22 protein-coding genes are annotated in these 16,519 nt (G+C 40.4%); 5 read left to right on the top strand and 17 right to left on the bottom strand.

Annotated features, from left to right (window positions below; translation table 11 throughout):
* The first annotated feature begins 6 nt into the window (after nt 1-6).
* From BA81_RS12780 to mnhG, 3 genes are read left to right on the top strand one after another with little or no spacing between them, the layout of a single operon-like run.
* Entirely contained in the window at nt 7-486 is a 480-nt protein-coding gene (locus tag BA81_RS12780) for a Na+/H+ antiporter subunit E (protein ID WP_024425941.1), read from the top strand.
* Nucleotides 486-767 carry a Na(+)/H(+) antiporter subunit F1 gene (locus BA81_RS12785; RefSeq protein ID WP_024425942.1) on the top strand — a complete coding sequence of 94 codons (282 nt, stop codon included), beginning with the start codon at nt 486-488 and terminating at the stop codon, nt 765-767. Before BA81_RS12780 ends, BA81_RS12785 begins: the two co-directional genes overlap by 1 nt.
* Nucleotides 751-1,125 (top strand): monovalent cation/H(+) antiporter subunit G, encoded by a 375-nt coding sequence (gene mnhG / locus BA81_RS12790; RefSeq protein WP_024423320.1) that lies wholly within the window; start codon nt 751-753, stop codon nt 1,123-1,125. Before BA81_RS12785 ends, mnhG begins: the two co-directional genes overlap by 17 nt.
* Before the next feature lie 91 nt (nt 1,126-1,216).
* Here the strand turns inward: mnhG and BA81_RS12795 are convergent, their stop codons facing one another.
* The 6 genes from BA81_RS12795 to degQ form a co-directional block, all read right to left on the bottom strand.
* Nucleotides 1,217-1,606, bottom strand: coding sequence for a hotdog fold thioesterase (locus tag BA81_RS12795; protein ID WP_034282564.1), 390 nt, complete (start codon nt 1,604-1,606; stop codon nt 1,217-1,219).
* A gap of 23 nt (nt 1,607-1,629) precedes the next feature.
* Nucleotides 1,630-2,271: a two-component system response regulator ComA gene (gene comA / locus BA81_RS12800; protein WP_034282566.1), complete on the bottom strand. Its 642-nt coding sequence runs from the start codon at nt 2,269-2,271 to the stop codon at nt 1,630-1,632.
* Nucleotides 2,272-2,351: 80 nt separating this feature from the next.
* Nucleotides 2,352-4,664: an ATP-binding protein gene (locus BA81_RS12805; protein WP_034282568.1), complete on the bottom strand. Its 2,313-nt coding sequence runs from the start codon at nt 4,662-4,664 to the stop codon at nt 2,352-2,354.
* Between the two features lie 53 nt (nt 4,665-4,717).
* Nucleotides 4,718-4,888 carry a competence pheromone ComX gene (gene comX, locus BA81_RS19335; RefSeq protein ID WP_073207246.1) on the bottom strand — a complete coding sequence of 57 codons (171 nt, stop codon included), beginning with the start codon at nt 4,886-4,888 and terminating at the stop codon, nt 4,718-4,720.
* Entirely contained in the window at nt 4,885-5,799 is a 915-nt protein-coding gene (locus BA81_RS12815) for a polyprenyl synthetase family protein (protein WP_034282569.1), read from the bottom strand. Before BA81_RS12815 ends, comX begins: the two co-directional genes overlap by 4 nt.
* 151 nt (nt 5,800-5,950) lie before the next feature.
* The gene (gene degQ, locus BA81_RS12820) at nt 5,951-6,091 is read right to left on the bottom strand and encodes a degradation enzyme regulation protein DegQ (protein ID WP_003213123.1); all 141 of its coding nucleotides are present in this window, start codon (nt 6,089-6,091) and stop codon (nt 5,951-5,953) included.
* Nucleotides 6,092-6,596: 505 nt separating this feature from the next.
* Between degQ and BA81_RS12825 the strand changes: the two genes are divergently transcribed.
* A complete protein-coding gene (locus BA81_RS12825; protein WP_034282571.1) occupies nt 6,597-6,953 on the top strand; it encodes a YuzC family spore coat inner layer protein in 357 nt (118 codons plus the stop codon).
* A gap of 35 nt (nt 6,954-6,988) precedes the next feature.
* Here the strand turns inward: BA81_RS12825 and BA81_RS12830 are convergent, their stop codons facing one another.
* The 9 genes from BA81_RS12830 to BA81_RS12870 form a co-directional block, all read right to left on the bottom strand.
* Nucleotides 6,989-8,215 (bottom strand): EAL and HDOD domain-containing protein, encoded by a 1,227-nt coding sequence (locus BA81_RS12830; protein ID WP_024423326.1) that lies wholly within the window; start codon nt 8,213-8,215, stop codon nt 6,989-6,991.
* A 137-nt stretch (nt 8,216-8,352) separates the two neighbouring features.
* A complete protein-coding gene (locus BA81_RS12835) occupies nt 8,353-9,825 on the bottom strand; it encodes a nicotinate phosphoribosyltransferase (RefSeq protein ID WP_034282574.1) in 1,473 nt (490 codons plus the stop codon).
* 17 nt (nt 9,826-9,842) lie between these two features.
* Nucleotides 9,843-10,394 carry a cysteine hydrolase family protein gene (locus tag BA81_RS12840; RefSeq protein WP_024425949.1) on the bottom strand — a complete coding sequence of 184 codons (552 nt, stop codon included), beginning with the start codon at nt 10,392-10,394 and terminating at the stop codon, nt 9,843-9,845.
* 60 nt (nt 10,395-10,454) lie between these two features.
* Entirely contained in the window at nt 10,455-10,862 is a 408-nt protein-coding gene (locus tag BA81_RS12845) for a YueI family protein (RefSeq protein ID WP_034282575.1), read from the bottom strand.
* A 27-nt stretch (nt 10,863-10,889) separates the two neighbouring features.
* Nucleotides 10,890-11,138, bottom strand: a complete 249-nt coding sequence (locus BA81_RS12850) for a YueH family protein (protein ID WP_034282707.1) — start codon at nt 11,136-11,138, stop codon at nt 10,890-10,892.
* Nucleotides 11,139-11,234: 96 nt separating this feature from the next.
* Complete coding sequence (locus tag BA81_RS12855) at nt 11,235-11,456, bottom strand: spore germination protein (RefSeq protein ID WP_024425952.1); 222 nt, start codon at nt 11,454-11,456, stop codon at nt 11,235-11,237.
* A gap of 98 nt (nt 11,457-11,554) precedes the next feature.
* Nucleotides 11,555-11,776 carry a spore germination protein gene (locus tag BA81_RS12860; RefSeq protein WP_003213446.1) on the bottom strand — a complete coding sequence of 74 codons (222 nt, stop codon included), beginning with the start codon at nt 11,774-11,776 and terminating at the stop codon, nt 11,555-11,557.
* 66 nt (nt 11,777-11,842) lie between these two features.
* The gene (locus BA81_RS12865; protein WP_034282578.1) at nt 11,843-12,946 is read right to left on the bottom strand and encodes an AI-2E family transporter; all 1,104 of its coding nucleotides are present in this window, start codon (nt 12,944-12,946) and stop codon (nt 11,843-11,845) included.
* 183 nt (nt 12,947-13,129) lie between these two features.
* Nucleotides 13,130-13,366 carry a YuzF family protein gene (locus BA81_RS12870; RefSeq protein ID WP_034282580.1) on the bottom strand — a complete coding sequence of 79 codons (237 nt, stop codon included), beginning with the start codon at nt 13,364-13,366 and terminating at the stop codon, nt 13,130-13,132.
* 176 nt (nt 13,367-13,542) lie between these two features.
* Here BA81_RS12870 and BA81_RS12875 point away from each other — a divergent pair, with 176 nt between their 5' ends.
* Entirely contained in the window at nt 13,543-15,030 is a 1,488-nt protein-coding gene (locus tag BA81_RS12875; RefSeq protein WP_227001681.1) for an esterase/lipase family protein, read from the top strand.
* Here the strand turns inward: BA81_RS12875 and BA81_RS12880 are convergent.
* Together BA81_RS12880 and BA81_RS12885 are read right to left on the bottom strand one after the other, a co-directional pair.
* Nucleotides 15,027-15,560, bottom strand: coding sequence for an HD domain-containing protein (locus BA81_RS12880; protein WP_024423336.1), 534 nt, complete (start codon nt 15,558-15,560; stop codon nt 15,027-15,029). The genes BA81_RS12875 and BA81_RS12880 overlap by 4 nt on opposite strands.
* A gap of 144 nt (nt 15,561-15,704) precedes the next feature.
* Nucleotides 15,705-16,448: a (S)-benzoin forming benzil reductase gene (locus BA81_RS12885; protein ID WP_034282708.1), complete on the bottom strand. Its 744-nt coding sequence runs from the start codon at nt 16,446-16,448 to the stop codon at nt 15,705-15,707.
* Nucleotides 16,449-16,519 lie beyond the last annotated feature (71 nt).

The following is a 16,519-nucleotide window of genomic DNA, read 5'->3' on the forward strand; positions in this document are numbered from 1 at the left end:
ATGAACATGGCCTTTCAAATATTACTAAACGCACTCCTCGCCTTTACATGGATGTTTATGAATGATACATACAGAGCCGCAGACTTTGTATCAGGTTTTGCATTAGGGATGATCGCCATTTTTATGCTGCGTCGATTTTTCCCGCAGCGTTTTTACGGCTATGCCCTTTATGCGATTTTCAAGCTGATCATCATTTTTATTCGCGAGCTGCTTCTTGCCAATTTAAGTGTATTAAAGACCGTATTATCTCCAAAGCTCACGATTAAGCCCGGTATTTTCGCCTTTCGTACGGACTTGAAAACAGATTGGGAAATCACCATACTGGCAAATATGATTACATTGACACCAGGTACACTAGTGATTGATATTTCCGATGATCGGTCCATTTTATACATTCATGCGATGGATATTGAAGATGCTGAAAAAGCCATTCACGATATCCGGGTTTCATTTGAAAAAGCGATTCAGGAGGTGAGCGGTAAGTAATGGAACTCATTTTGCAAATGTCACTTGGCATTCTTGCGCTGTCTACTTTGCTTTTTGTGATACGAGTGATCAAAGGTCCCTCTATTCCTGATCGCGTGAGTGCACTTGATGCGATAGGAATCAATTTAATTGGGATGACAGCCATCGTTTCAATTTTACTGAAAACCACTGCATTCTTTGAGATTATTTTACTGCTCGGCATCCTTGCCTTTATCGGTACTGTCGCTTTTTCCAAATTCCTTGAGAAAGGGGAAGTGATTGAAAATGATCGTCATCGCTAAAGCCATCGTGATTTTCTTTATCCTGCTAGGCGCTATCCTCTGTTTAATTTCAGCCATTGGTGTCCTTCGCCTGCCGGATGTTTACACACGTATGCATGCTGCATCAAAAGCATCGACCCTTGGCGTTGTTCTGATTTTAGTAGGTGTGTTTTTTCACGAATGGTTTCTTGCAGGCGTTATTTCTGCAAAAATCCTTCTCGGGATCGTATTCATCTTCCTGACAGCACCAGTCGGCGCGCACTTGATCGGAAGAGCCGCGTACAATACTGGTGTTAAGCTCGACAAGCGCAGTGTCCAAGATGATTATGGCGGTTTCCGTAACTTTGTGATTAAGCGAAAAGAAGATTCTTATTTATAAAAAGCAAAAAAGAATGGCCTGCCATGTTGGGCCATTCTTTTTTTATCGCGCAACAGCATAAAAAAAAGCTTCCGCTGCACCGGGAGCTTTTTTATATGCGATCAATGACAGCAAGTGTGCATCTTGACGTACAGATGTGCCGGTCTCGATCATCTTTTATATCGATTTGAAATACCATTGTACGCCGTCCTACATGTACTGGAACAGCTGTCGCTGTCACCACTCCACCGCGTACAGATTTTAAATGATTGGCATTGATTTCAATACCTGAGCAAACTTGCTGCGTTAAGTCCAAATGAGCAGCAGCCCCCATGCTCGCCACTGTTTCTGCTAGAGCAGCAGATGCTCCTCCGTGCAGCAGTCCAAATGGCTGTTTTGTTCTGTGATCGACTGGCATTGTTGCAACGCATCGTGATTTATTGCACTCTACAATCTCAATGCCTAGTGCCTCAAGCAGTGTATTTGATCCGCTCACATCCATTAAGGCCCTCTCCCTTCACACGTTTACAGCACACTTTCAGACTTGGCAATTAACACCGCTTCTGTACGAGATCCAACATTCAGTTTATTAAAGATGGATGTCAAACTGTACTCAATTGACCGTTTGCTCAAATGAAGCACATCGGCAATCTCCTGGTTCGTGTATCCTTTTTCCACTTCTCTAAGAATCAAACACTCCCGTTCGGTTAAGAGCTCGTGATCAGTCTGCTGCGCCTGTTCTGGCTTTTCTTGCTGCTGTGAAATTAATTTCTTTAAATAGGACAGCTGAATGACAACTTCCCCTTGCAATGTGCGGTGTATGTATTCAATAATTTTGTCTTTCGTCTCTGTTTTACTAATTGCACCGTGTAATCCAGCCCGAATAGCCTCTTCAAAATAATCATCTACTTCATACCCTGTATAAATGATAATTTTCACTTGATGGTTGGTTTCTAAAATTTGTTTCGCAATGTCCATTCCATTGATATCCCCGAGATTTAAATCCATTAAAATCACATCATAGATGGAAAAGTCATGCGTCTTTAAAAAAGCGGCTTCTGCATCAGGACTTAAACAATCGACTGATAGCTGCTGGTCTGATTCTAATATGCTTTTTGTCCCTTCCATGACAGCCGGATGATCATCAATGACCAATATCTTCTTCATGTCTTCCTCCCTTTAAATCACTCACTTCCATTTTATATAAAAGACTTGGCTGATGCCAAGTCTTAATCCTTAATAAATCGTTACAATTCCATTTCAATTTTCACCTTGAGCCCTTTTTCCGGGGCTGTGTGAATTTGAAGCTTTCCATTTAACGCTTTCACTCTTTCTCTAATTCCCGACAGACCCATGCTCATTGTATGCTGATCAAGATGACTGGCATCAAAACCGACTCCATCATCCTCATAGTGAAGAACAACCTGATCTTTAATACAAATCAGCATCACTAACACTTGAGTGGCTTTTGAGTGCTTCAGGGCGTTGGATAACAGCTCCTGAACAATTCGGTAAATATTCAGCTGTGAATCAATATCAATGTCCAATTCTTTATCAAAGCGTGTCGTATTCAACCTAATATGAAACGGTGCTTCCTCTTGGATTTGAGAAGTCAGCTTCGATATCGCCTTTACTAAACCTAAATCATACAGCAGCTGCGGCCGAAGCTCATGACACGTTTCTCTCGTCGTTTGAATCACTTTGGACATTTGATCATTCCATGAGATAAGCGAATTTTCAATAGATGTCGGGCATTGGTTGTTTTGGAAATTCGTTAAAAACATCTCCGACTGCCTTTTTAGTGATATCAAGTCCTGCAGCACGGAATCATGAAGATCTCTCGCTAAATCTGAACGCTGCTTTTCTTCCATAGCAAACATGATTTTCTTCAACCATGCAGGATTGGCCTCGCGCTGTTTCAAATCGTCAAGGTGCTCCATCAATTCTTCGATCTTGACGACATTTTCTAAACTGACACTTGTATAAAAGGCCAATGTTTTCAGCCATGAGATTTCATCGCGGGTCAATTTCGGTGTCTGTATATTGGATAAGCAGCAAATCATAAACGAGTGACCGCCCCGCTCGCCAATTTTCATCATAAACCCTTTATCAAGCTCGATGATTTTACCAACTTCACCTAAAATATCTTGAAATTGATCCACGTATTCTTTCCATAGCTTACTATCATTTGTTGACTCATCAATTTCAATAATTTGTCCATCAGCCTTCACCTCAAGCACAAAGGCTTTATTCACAACTAGCACTTCTAAAATGGTGTATTTCAAATGATACAGCACTTGATGAAGTGATGACGCCTCACGAATAAGCTGTGTAAATTTAAACACGCTGTCTTGGTAATTATACTTTTCTGAAAAACGCTTCAGACGGAAGCGGAAATCTAGAATTTCTTTGAAATAGAATACAGCCAGCATGAGTGTATAGGTGATTAATGCGAGCTTCAGTGTGTACTTCAAATCTTCTGGCTTTTGCAGAATGTAAAACGTGACAACAACAAAAACGGTCGGTGTAATGGCAAGAAACCCATAGTATTTCAGTCTGCTTATCAAAAAATCCATATTGTAAAGCTTGTTCGTCATAAATTGATACACGAGTGAAAAAGGAATGAGCAAGACAAAAGAAGTTAAGAAAAAGGGATCTACCACATAAATACGAAACAAAACATATGGAATTGCAAACAAAAAGATAAATGGACAAAATGCTATGATGTTTATCATGACAAAAAACTTTAAAACAGACCCCTGCTCTGTCTCTTTATATTTCCGCATTCCATTGATAATCACTTTGAATGACATGATAATAGAAGCGAAAAAGAATAAAAGATTTAAACTTGGCATGTATCTGGCTAACGCCGAATCAATTGGAACAAATAACTCTATTACTAGATTAATTATAGGAAGACTATATAAAAAGCGAATCGTTTTTTGAGTCGTAATATGCAGGTCAAACTCTTTGAAATATTGATAAATGAAGTGAATATAAAAGATAAATACACTTGATAAACAAAATACGATCACATAATGGCTAAATCTCTCACCAATACCTGAAGTACCTGCACTAAGATATCCGATACAAATCGTTAATAAAAATACAACTAAAAGAAATGCTGATTTTCGTTGAGCCTCTTTGTTAATTCGAATGATAAAGAAGATACAAAATAAACAAATTGAATACAGGATGAGAGGAATTATATAGACAAATAAACTCTCTTGGCCAATCAATGTCTTATTTTTTAGGGTGATCATTTGGTTGCCTCTTTGAATATCAATTCTTTGCACATTCCTAAGCTCACCATTGATCAAATGATCTTTGTTGTTAGCAGGTTCCCCATTGATTTTAAGTATAATATCTCCTTCTTCTAATCCTGATGTGTAGGCTAAAGAAAGATATTCAACTTTGACAACTTCTGCTTGACCGTTCTTGTTCTCCGCTACACGTGCTCCATTAAAAATATCAAATACATAAATATATGAAACATAGATCACAAATAAAAAAGACAGAAAAACCAAAAAAGCAGATAGTTTCGTATAAGTTATCTTCATGTATAAAACATCCTTAACTGGAGAACTTTTAAATCATTTTTAAATGAATAGTATCATTTATAGTACCATATATAATCTGCAGACATTTGCCCTTTTTTAATCCCCTGAATGATTGCTTGCATGGTTTGCTCATCTGTGTGAATTAAACTTGCATTCCCTAAGTCCAATTCATTCACAACACCAGGATTTTTGACTAAATATGCAATAACATTTTGAATGTTCAATCATTGCCCTCCTTTGTCATAAATGCATATAATTGTTCCTTCTTCGTTTTAGGTAAATCAAGTTGTTCAATTCCTCGCTTCATTTTTAACAGCATAATCTCTCTCATCGATACCATGTACTGAGTCAAACCAGCTTCAAGTAACTTCTGCTTCAATTGAAACGACTTTTGCTCTGACTCATCCAGCCGCTTAGAAAAGAAGGAAAGAAGCTCTTGACTGGCATCGTTAAAACGTCTTTGTAAATAACTGAATGCCAGCGTTTGTTTTTTTTGAAAATCTCCGTTTGATTTTGAAAATAACGCAAAAAAATCGTTACTGATCTGTTCAGCAACACCATAATATATCGAATAAGATTCCACAGTAGCGTTTATTTTTCCTGTCGCTAAATAAACACCCAGTACGCTAGAAAGAGCTGTTAAAGATCCTGATTTTTTCCTTAAAACCTCTACACACTCTTCTTCTGTTCCATGCAAATGTCGCAAATCCTCATGCTGACCTTCCATTGACATTTTGATGAAATGGAACAGTTTCTCTACTAGTTGAGAATTATTTTCACATATTGACGTGATGAATTGAATACTCACCGTATACAAATACGTAGAAGCATTGATGGCCACTCCTTGGTCGACGTTCATCCAAGGATACGAATCATTGTCCTGATCTTCAATATCATCTAATATATCGGCAGCTAAGATGAGAAGTTCAATCCCTGCTGCCAGTTTTGTAATCGCTTGCTTGTCTTGTCCGTCAAATGCCTCATAATGCTGATAAGCTAATTGACCAAGAGGAAATTCTTTTTTTCTATCTGTAAATTTCAAAAGCAGCTTTTGTAAATCATTCTGCCTGACTGCATGTTGAATAAAATCAGACATATTCTGCTTGATTTTTGTATTCTCTAGATAGTTTAGCATACTCGATCTTGTACCTCACCCTTCCGCCTTTTATTTTACTAAAAAGACATGAGCAAATGTCCACTGACATCACTATTTAACAATTATATAATAATATATCCTTTTTTTGTATGTATTTGGATAAAAAAAAGACTTGATGATTATCAAGTCTTTAAGAAATTTTCACATATTCATATTTGTCGTATTGATCAATGCTTTTGTTAATGTTATGAAGAGAAGCCGTTGTTTCTCTGATTTCGTTTTCAAGTTTCCATAATAATTGTTTAAGTTCTTCGATTTCATACTTTTCCATCGATTCCACTCTCCTTTTTTGGAAGATCAATGTATTTGTGTATGGTGATTGGGTCATAAGTATTTGATCTGTTACTAACAGTGTAAATGTAATTGAGTATTTTTTCACCGAAAAGTATACACAAAACGTGTGCGCGATACCGCAAAATTCAATAGGTCTTTTTTCATCATTTTCTGACTTTTCAAATCATACTTTTATCTCAATTTCAAAGGAATTGCGTCATTTTTGCGACAGGAATAAGCATCATTCGTCACACTTCTCTCCCGATAGAACGTACGATCCCCTCTGTATCTTCGGTTTTGCGTGTCATAGGTCAGACGACAGATGCTATTGTGGACACCGCAATTTTTTGGCGACATTCACCGAAATTGACCGCAAAAGTACCTATTTTTATGCTGGAATTACAAAGATAGAAAGATCATTTTGATTCTTTATTCTGATTTTCTACATACATTTAGAACAGATATCCGTCCAATTTCACGTCAATGAGAGAAGAGGTGACCATGTGTTTTACTATGTTCCTTATCCTGCTTTGCAGGTTCCCGCAATGAGCCGCGCATACCCGCCGCGCACGCCAATGACTTTTCCTCCAGTAGATGCCCACTCATTTCAACGAGCCGCAAAAGAATCAGCCCGCCTCGTTGCTGATGCTTCACTCATTACACAGCAAATTTCAAGCTCCCTTCCGTTTGCGCAGCGCATCATGGAGGCTGCTGAGCGCTCTGATTCAACAAGTGTCGTCCGAATGCTGAAGCAAATCGGTGTGAAAAGCGGCATTGATATCCGCTTTAGTCCAGAAGGGATTCGAATCTACTTGTCTCTTGCCTCCAGCAGACTTTTCCTTCTTTTAAAGTGGGCATGACAAAGAAAAAGCCGCTCTCACGCGAGCGGCTTTTCTTAAGATTCAAACATTTTATGGCACCATTCAATGGCTTCTATATAACAGCCATAGGCTTCCTGTTTCGGGAGATTTCCATCTAACATCTCATCATCCCATTCATTTCGTTCAATACGTTTGGCCACACCTAGTACAAAAGAATAATCATTTTCATAGCCAAGCAGTGCCTCGCCAACTTCATCAGAAAGCGGCAGTTCCTTCACAAGTTCTGTGATATCTGCCCTGACAAGCGTATCAATCAGAGAAAACATACCTGTCAGCATATAAGAGGCGGGGTGCTCTCGTTCAGTACGAGAAGCAATCAGTTCACACGTTTTGGCACGAATGAATGACATTTTGATGATTTCTTTTTGGCTTGAATTAGCTTGGACATTCAGTTCTTTAAATGAAAGGATAAAGATCCAGCGCCGAATTTCATTAAACCCAAGCAGGATAATCGCCTGCCGGATACTTTTAATTTGATAAAGACGTCTCATGCCGCCTGAATTCAGCATTTTTAATAATTGATATGATAGCGAAAGGTCACTTTCAATAAAATGGGTCACGGTCTGGATATTCGGCTGGTCCTTGCTTAACTCATTTAAAAGCTGATGATACGCATGGAAGCTGGTTGATAATGCTCGTCCCGATATCACATGCGGCTCACTAAAGAAATACCCTTGAAACAAGTGGAAGCCCGCTTCAAGCGCCTCTTCATATTCTCTTCTCGTTTCTACCTTTTCTGCTAGGAATCGAAGGCGATACTTTTTATACGAATGCAGAATATCTCTTCGTTCTTGCGTTGTGGTTTTCAGAAAGTCAATTTTTAAAATATCTATGCAGTAGAGGAGTTCCTCAAGCAGCTTGTCACTATAATGTGTTCCGTTTAGGAAGAAATCATCGAGTGCAATCGTATATCCCCATTTTTTTAACTGCTTACATCTCATAATAAGTGCCGGGGTAATCGGTACATTTTCTAATATCTCGATCACAAGCTGATGCGGATCAAAATAGGTGAGCAGATCAGATGAAAGCAAGCTTTCGGTGAAATTAATGTAGCATCGTTTTCCTTCTGTCAGTGTTTCGATGCCGATATTTAGAAAACTGTTGATAATGAGGTCCGTTGTCGCTTGATCACCGTCTTCAGCGCTATATGTATTGGTTTCACTATCTCTATAAAGCAGCTCATATGATACGACTTGTTCTTTTCTGTTAAAAATAGGCTGTCTCGCAACAAACACCCTCAACTGCTCCAATCCTCCTTTATGCCATGACAAACAAGATGTGCTTTCAGTATACCAAATGATTGCGCTTTTAGTTCAATTTCAATCGGTCAAAATAAAAAAAAGAGACCACTTGGCTTGATGGTCTCCCTTTCTTTAAATCATTCGCTTTCATAAAGCTCTTTTTTGATTTTATTTTTCACATCATGGATAAACTGCATTTTATTATCCCAGCATTTTTGACTCAAATCGACTGGATATTCTTCTGGTTTGCTGATTCGTTTGTATTCCTCCCAGAAGAGTCCAAGACTGTCCTGCACGTAGGCTTGAATCGTTTGAATATCTGGATTGTCATAGACAAGTTTTCCTTGATCAAAAATCGGGACGTGAAGATCTTTCGCCACAAAGTTTGTCACGAATTTACTAATAAACGTATGCACAGGATGGAACATTTTTAGTTTGTCCTCACTATGAACATCTTCCTCTTCAAGTGCAATGTAGTCGCCCTCAGAATGATGATTCAATTGATTGATAATCCGGTACACACGTTTACGGCCTGGTGTTGTCACTTTCTCTGGGTTGGATGAAATTTTGATGGTATCATTCATTTTGCCGTTTTCTTCAATGGACACCAGCTTATATACTGCACCGAGGGCTGGCTGATCGAATGCTGTGATCAGTTTTGTCCCAACACCCCACACATCAATTTTGGCGCCCTGTGCCTTTAAATTCATAATGGTGTGTTCATCAAGATCGCTTGATGCAATGACTTTGGCATCATGGAAACCTGCTTCATCAAGCATTGTTCTAGCTTTTTTAGACAAGTATGCAAGGTCTCCGCTATCAAGTCTGACACCAATGAAGTTGATTTTATCTCCAAATTCTTTCGCTACCTTAATCGCATTCGGAATACCTGATCTGACGGTATCATACGTATCGACTAAAAAGACGCAGTCTGTATGTGTTTCAGCATATTTTTTAAATGCCGTATATTCATCGCGGTATGCTTGTACAAGTGCGTGGGCATGTGTTCCTGATACTGGTATGTTGAAGCGTTTCCCAGCACGAACATTACTTGTCGCCTGAAAGCCGCCGATGAGTGCCGCTCTTGCTCCCCACATCGCTGCATCCATTTCATGCGCACGTCTTGTTCCGAATTCTAATGCTGTCTCATCTTCTATGATTCCTTTAATCCGGGCCGCTTTTGTTGCAATCAGCGTCTGGAAATTCACGATATTGAGCAATGCCGTTTCGATTAACTGAGCTTCAACAAGCGTTGCCTCGATGCGCATAATCGGTTCATTCGCAAAGACAATTTCCCCTTCTCGCATTGAATGAAGTGTACCTGTAAAGGACAATCCGCTTAAATAGTCAATGAAATCGCTTTTATAACCGAGTTCTTCTTTTAAATACGCTAGATCGCTTTCGGTGAAGGAAAAGTCCGATAAATATTCAATCGCTTTCTCTAAGCCAGCAAATACAGCGAAGCCATTGTCAAATGGAAGCTTTCTAAAGAAGAGTTCAAAGACTGCCTTCTTCTCATGAATGCCGTCTCTCCAATACGTTTCTGCCATGTTAATTTGATAAAGATCTGTATGTAGTGATAAACTGTCGTCATTAAACCGATGCTCCAACTTCCATTCTCCTTCCCTTACTTAACCACTTTCGCACCAAGCGACTGCTCAAAGTGAGAAAGTGCCCACTCGTGCCCCGCTTCATTAAAACTCGCCACAGCATTTTGATGAATCACAAGTTCGAAGCCTTTATTGTACGCATCAACAGCTGTATGAAGTACACAAATATCGGTACATACGCCGGCTAAGTGAAGTTCCGTGATGCCGCGCTCGCGCAGTTTCATTTCTAATTGAGTGCCTGCAAAAGCAGAGTATCTTGTTTTTTCCATATAGTAGACATGTTTTAAATGTTTTGACGTGTGAAATAGTGAACTTAGTTGTCCATAAAGTTCAATACCCTCTGTTCCGCGAATATTATGGGGCGGAAATAACTTTGTCTCTGGATGATAAGGGTCCTCTTCTTCATGATGATCGACAGCAAAGACGACAAAGTGGCCTTCATCAATAAATGAAGAAGTGATTTCTGTGATCTTAGACTCAATCGCCTGTCCAGGCTTTCCGCATGTCAGTTTTCCATCGTCTGCAACAAAATCAACTGTATAATCTATACAAATCAACGCTTTGCCCATCCGCATCTCTCCCATATGCTCTTTTGAATCATTATAGCTTATTCATTTCACTAGGGAAACCTATTCAACAGATTCATGAGAAAAAGCTTTTTGAAACAGCTCATCCTCTATATAGATATGCTCCTGATTGACCGCATCAGGCATCTCTATGACAAGACCAAAAGGAGAGTGCGCTTCGTGATGATTCACCACTTTAAAGGAACATCCAGCGGCATTTGCCATTTTGACATATTGAGAATAAGAAGCATAGGAAAGTTCACCATTTAATAGAACTGTGGCCTGGCGATTGGCCTTCAATATTTGTTCGACTTCTTGATACGGTTTATTTCTTGATACCTGTCCCTTTGTCAGGGCGAGAAGCGCTCGTTCCCTTAATGAACCAAGAAACATTCTTCGTTCATCGGGTTTTGTTTCAGCATGTCCAAATATCCCTTGCTGCAAATAAAAGTCTACGGATTCTTCTTTCATCGCTGTGTTCACTCCTGGTTTCTAAATTTACATTTCTGTGACCCAGTGCACAATCTTGAGTGCGAGGTCACGGGCTTCGTCTGTTTCTACTCTTTCCATTAAGGATTGTTCAAGCGTATGGATGAGCTGCTCCTTTTCGTACTCATACGCAATGGAAATACTCCATTCAATGTCAGGTACGGCTACAAGCGTTTTATATTCTTTTTTATTTTCATGTAAATATACATTGTAGGTCTTTGGTTGTCCGCTTGTGATGTGTGCTTTTCTAATTTTCATTTGACTCAGTTCACACCTCTTTTTTCTTCTTACATCCATATCCATTGTACCATAAAAAAAGACAGCTTCTGAAAAGGAATTCCCTTTCAAAGCTGGCTATGCATTAAAGCTCTTTTGCTGGCTGATCAGGTCTATATCCCACATAAACGTAACGTTTGGACTGCTAAAAAATTGGACAAAGTCCCCTGCATTATAGGTACCTGATCCACCGGCGGAGTGATCGACACTTTTTGGCGAAATGGCAAAAACATCACCGAAATGTGCAGAACCATTTCCAATCACACGGTCAATATGAATAGGCCCAACAATCGCTGGCATCTTTCCACCACCTTTTCTCCCCACATCATATGCCCAGCTCAAAAATACGTGTATGAAAAATAAAAAAGACAGCTGATCTGTGACCATCAGCTGCCTTTCTATGCGTTAAATGATTGAGGCTGGCCAAACAATGTAAAGTCCCAAAGCATCGTGGCATTCGGATCACTTGTAAGTGACATATAATCACCTGAATTAAAGGCTCCCGCACCGCCAGTAGAGTGGTCTACAGCCAAAGGAGCAATGGCCAGGACATCACCGAAAGTAGCTGCACCGTTTCCTCCTAACGACTCGATATGAATAGGTCCAACGATTGCAGGCATCAGAATCTCCCCCTATCTGCTTATCTCAATCATCTTATGCAAGAAGGGAAAAAGTGTGCATCTGTCCTAGACGTTTAAATGCTGTTCTTTGCGAGATCGCTGACGCAGCTGCACCAATCTGACAATATTCAAGGTGATGGCTTTGAGCAGTGCATAGACAGGGACCGCAAAAATCATGCCAAGGATTCCGCCAAAGCTTCCTGCCCCAATTAATAGCAGGATGATGGTCAAAGGATGTGTGTTGAGGCGTTTCCCAATGATCAATGGAGAAATGACATTTCCGTCAATTTGCTGAACGACAAGAATGACAATGACTGTCACCACCGCTTTTCCAGGCGAATCAAGAAACGCAATAAGCACAGCTGGTGCCGCGCCAAGATATGGCCCAAGGTACGGAATCACATTTGTGACCGCAATGATAATGCCGAGAATGAGCGCATATTTCACACCGATTAATAAGTATCCGATAAAACAAGCCACTCCAACAAATAAACAGACAACAATCTGCCCTTGTATGTAAGCTGCAAGCGTATCGTTTAATTCTTTAAAGATTTTCAATCCTTCCTTACGGTAAGGCATTGGCAAAAATTGAACGAGCTTGTCCGGAAACTTATGTCCATCTTTCAACATATAAAACAAAATGAACGGAACTGTGATCACAGCTAAAGCAATATTGGCAATCACACCAAACACAGCAGACATACTTGAAGCAATATTTTCCGGCAAACCTTTTAATGTCGAAACAATTGTCTGTTCAAACTTCGAGACGGAGACATAATCTTGGTTCATCATCCAAGTAAATGTTTTAGAATGCGAGAAGTCGTTGATAAATTTCTGCATATCCGTCACATAACCAGGGAAGCTTTTGACAAGTCCACCAACCTGCGTGACAATAACCGGTCCCGCAGCATTCACAATGAACGTGATGAGGCCGATGAACAAAAGATAAATGATCAGGATAGCAAGTGTCCTAGGAATTTTCCTGGACAAAAATCGAACAATTGGATTAAAGATGAAAAAGAGAATTCCAGCCAGCAAGATGGGAACAAACAAGGTAGATGCAAATAAAATAATCGGCTGAAATAAAAACGAAACCTTCGTAGATACATAAACAATGAGTAAAACAAGTAATATTTGGAATGTCCAAAAATGAACTTTAGATTTTAACAAAGATGCTCCTCCTGTTACGTATTGATCTTATTAAAAAACTACTATTCCACCCACCTTCTGTCAACTGCTTCTTGTTTTAGAACCTTATTTTTTGTAAAAAAAAGAACAATTGGTATATCATGCACTTTTTCCAGATATACATTCTATAAGCGTGAAAAAAGCAGACACCTTTGCGTCTGCTTGTTACACTCTTTCACTGTGATCAGGCATCACCGATACAATTTGCTGGATCCGCACATAAAAAACTGATTTTGTCCCCGCCTCAATGACAATATGATCCGGCATGACTTCCTTCAATTTTCCGCGCACTGTATCTTTCACTGTTTGAACAATCAATCTCATACCGATCACTTTCTGCAATGTTTGATAAACATATGGATCAACTAATGAAACAAGCTGCGGACTTCCTTGTTGTGCCATCCTACCTGCCCCTTTACTTGTGTATTTACCCACAGCGTATGCAATGACCCATGTGAATGTCACTCAGGGCAAACCCACAACTCAAATACCATATTTTAACATTTTATTCAATTTTACATTTTTCGGAAGTATAATAGATTGGTGCTGCCAACAACTTAAATCATTTGAAGAGGTGAATGATCTTGAAAAAACTCATCTGTCTCGCTGCTGTCATGCTCTTTTTTTCCTTTGCAAGTTATGCGTATGCAGGATCAATTGGAGATGAACCTGGGACACCAGGAAAGTGGTTTAAAGGAGAAGAGCCGGTTCAAAAAGACGAGTCAAAACCACCACTTGTTTTTGTTCACGGCATTAACAGCTCCTCCTCCACATGGTTCGACCGAAACGACATGGCAAAGCAAGCTGTTCTGAACGGATACGAAAGCGCATTCATAGATTTGTATCCAGATCAGGATACGAAAAAGAATGGCAAACTATTAGCAGAAAAGTTAAAAGAAATCTATGATGTGTTCGGTCGAAAACTTATTGTGATTGGTCATAGTAAAGGCGGGGTGGATACACAGTCCGCACTCGTGTATCACGATGCCCATCCATATGTAGAGAAGGTCATCACACTCGGCTCCCCTCATTACGGGACGCCGCTGGCAGATTTAGCGTATAGCAAGGGCGGAAGCTGGCTCGCAGAAATTCTTGGACAAAAAAGCGACGCGCTCTATTCTTTGCAAACGGGGCTCATGGCAGCTTTTCGAAGTGAAACCGACAAGCTGGAGAAGTTTCCTCAAAAATACATCACGTATTCGGGATCGGAATGGGGAACATTTGGCGGGGTGCTGTATTTAGGCGGCATGTATTTAAAGAGCTTTGGTGCAAATGATGGCGCCGTCACGGTAAGCAGCACAAGACTATCATATGCAAACAATATTTTAACAGGGAAATGGGATCACAACTCCATTAAAAACGGCACAAGCATGTTCCCTGTGTTTCAGCATCAGCTACTGGCAAATGCCGCAAGCGCTGAAAAAGAAAATATAGAGAGCCCGAACTCTACTGAGCTGAATACAGATGTTTATGTGAAAGGCGGTGAAAGTGAAAAGGATAAAACAGAAGCGTTCTATGTAGAGGAAGGAACGAATGGCTTATCGATTCAGTGGTTAAATGAAAGGCATGAGGCGCGGCCAGAAATCATCGCCCCAAATGGAGACGTCTTAACAAATCTGAAGACATCGGAAGCATCTTTCCCATATGAAGGCGCATTTTCGCACCATGTGCAAATCAATAAACCCGTTCCTGGAAAATGGACGATTCGATCAAATTCAGGAAAAAAGGCTCCTTATTTGCTGCTCGTATCCTTTGATTCACCATTAAATGACGAAATCAAAGCAGAGGCAGCGAAATCAGGGGATGATGCATCGACCCATTCAAGCGGTCTGATTAAACGATTAAGCAAGAAAGTAGAAACCTTTTACTTTAAGGATGCCCAAAAAGATCATCCACTCAAAACAACTGCTTCATCCGCTGTTGAATTGAAAAAAGAAGGTGCTTATTCTGTCACGGTTCATTACACCGGACTCACTGCATCAGGTACATCTGCATTTAACCGTACCGTTATTCGCACATTGTATGTCGATCAGGATGGAAATATTCATGGAGACATTCCATACTAAACAGAGCGTTTCATAGGCTGAAGTGCCTGCTGCACTTTCTGATCCAATTCCGTGATTTTTTTCATTGCAAGTGATTCGTCTATTTGTCTGTAATGGTGATGTCCGCCAGGCTCTTCATCCATTTCATCTGCCTTCTTGACGATTTGCTGAAGTGTGTCTTTATGAAGGTCGCCCTCTGGCAAATATGAATCTGTATGAAGCAGAATCGCAAGCGCAATATCTTTGGCTGCCTTTGGTTCCTCACCGAGGCGTATGAGCAGTTTGTGAGCCCGCTCTGCGCCTTTAATGGCATGGATATCATTCCGTCTATATGTCTCGTAATCCCATTCTCCGCCAGCTGTATACCATTCATAGTGGCCGATGTCATGCAAGAGGGCTGCTTTCACAGCGAGATCTGGATTAATCCCAGCCTGCACCGCCAGTTTGAATGCGTGATAAGCACAAGCAATCGCATGGGCTTTTCCTGACCGATTTAAATATTTTTGAGCGACTGGATGGGTGTAAACATCCATTAATGTAACCTTTCTCATGGAAACCCCTCCTTATCTATATTTTTAGCATCCTAACATATTCTGAAAAGAAACTCAAATGTTCTGTTATATTTTCTATGAGTCTCAAGAATAGCTTATGTCAAATGAGCTGTTTTTGCTTGTACAATACGAAAAAAGCAGTCGTTATGACTGCTTTTTCCCATACTCACGTGCATCGTAGACACATCCGCCAGCTGGATCATCCGCTAAAAGATCGAGCAAAATACCTGCGACTTCATCTGGGCTCTTCAGCGTGCCTGTTTCATATAATTGCTGAAAACGGTCTATTTGTTCAAAGTCTTGTTTTGAGGACTTCCGAATTTCCCCCTGCATATCTGTATCGATCGTGCCGGGTGAAAAGGAAAACGTGTTGATCGGATGCGCCTCGTCCTGTTGTTCCTCATGAAAAGTCCTCATAAACATATCGAGTCCTGCCTTTGAACTGCAATACGCACTCCAGCCTTTATATGGGTTTTTCGCCGCTCCAGAAGAAAGATGAACGATCGTTTTCTTTCCGTTAAATGATTGAGTCTGCTTAGCAAACATATGGCTCAGTAAAACAGGAATGACAAGATTCAGCTTGTAATGCTGATGAAGCGTATCCTGTCCGCCTTGTCCAACGCGCTTGATAGGTGTGACCATTCCTGCATTGTTGACAAGTAAGATGTCATCAGCATCTGCCAGAGTTTGCGGCGTGAGACTATCTTGAATCCATTTGGCCGCTGCTTCTTCATCGGTCAGATCAACCTGGGTATGTGTAAGCTTCGGATGGGATATGGGCGATGCACTTCTTGCTGCTGTGTACACATGATCCCCGCGTGAAAGCAGCCTGTTCACAAGTGCTAAGCCAAAGCCTTTTGATCCGCCTGTAACGATTGAAATTCGAATGACAATCTCCTCCCTTGATATCACTATTTTACGTAGTGAAACGGTATGACATCAAGCAATCTGCATAAAGA

The sequence above is a fragment of the Bacillus safensis FO-36b genome (assembly GCF_000691165.1).
Lineage (GTDB): Bacteria > Bacillota > Bacilli > Bacillales > Bacillaceae > Bacillus > Bacillus safensis.

Coding starts and splice junctions, on each gene's coding strand:
- BA81_RS12780 (WP_024425941.1), top strand. CDS start 7: ATGGCCTTTCAAATATTACTAAACGCACTCCTCGCCTTTACATGGATG.
- BA81_RS12785 (WP_024425942.1), top strand. CDS start 486: ATGGAACTCATTTTGCAAATGTCACTTGGCATTCTTGCGCTGTCTACT.
- mnhG (WP_024423320.1), top strand. CDS start 751: ATGATCGTCATCGCTAAAGCCATCGTGATTTTCTTTATCCTGCTAGGC.
- BA81_RS12795 (WP_034282564.1), bottom strand. CDS start 1,606: ATGGATGTGAGCGGATCAAATACACTGCTTGAGGCACTAGGCATTGAG.
- comA (WP_034282566.1), bottom strand. CDS start 2,271: ATGAAGAAGATATTGGTCATTGATGATCATCCGGCTGTCATGGAAGGG.
- BA81_RS12805 (WP_034282568.1), bottom strand. CDS start 4,664: ATGAAGATAACTTATACGAAACTATCTGCTTTTTTGGTTTTTCTGTCT.
- BA81_RS12815 (WP_034282569.1), bottom strand. CDS start 5,799: ATGCTAAACTATCTAGAGAATACAAAAATCAAGCAGAATATGTCTGAT.
- degQ (WP_003213123.1), bottom strand. CDS start 6,091: ATGGAAAAGTATGAAATCGAAGAACTTAAACAATTATTATGGAAACTT.
- BA81_RS12840 (WP_024425949.1), bottom strand. CDS start 10,394: ATGGGCAAAGCGTTGATTTGTATAGATTATACAGTTGATTTTGTTGCA.
- BA81_RS12845 (WP_034282575.1), bottom strand. CDS start 10,862: ATGAAAGAAGAATCCGTAGACTTTTATTTGCAGCAAGGGATATTTGGA.
- BA81_RS12850 (WP_034282707.1), bottom strand. CDS start 11,138: ATGAAAATTAGAAAAGCACACATCACAAGCGGACAACCAAAGACCTAC.
- BA81_RS12855 (WP_024425952.1), bottom strand. CDS start 11,456: ATGCCAGCGATTGTTGGGCCTATTCATATTGACCGTGTGATTGGAAAT.
- BA81_RS12860 (WP_003213446.1), bottom strand. CDS start 11,776: ATGCCTGCAATCGTTGGACCTATTCATATCGAGTCGTTAGGAGGAAAC.
- BA81_RS12870 (WP_034282580.1), bottom strand. CDS start 13,366: ATGGCACAACAAGGAAGTCCGCAGCTTGTTTCATTAGTTGATCCATAT.
- BA81_RS12875 (WP_227001681.1), top strand. CDS start 13,543: ATGATCTTGAAAAAACTCATCTGTCTCGCTGCTGTCATGCTCTTTTTT.
- BA81_RS12880 (WP_024423336.1), bottom strand. CDS start 15,560: ATGAGAAAGGTTACATTAATGGATGTTTACACCCATCCAGTCGCTCAA.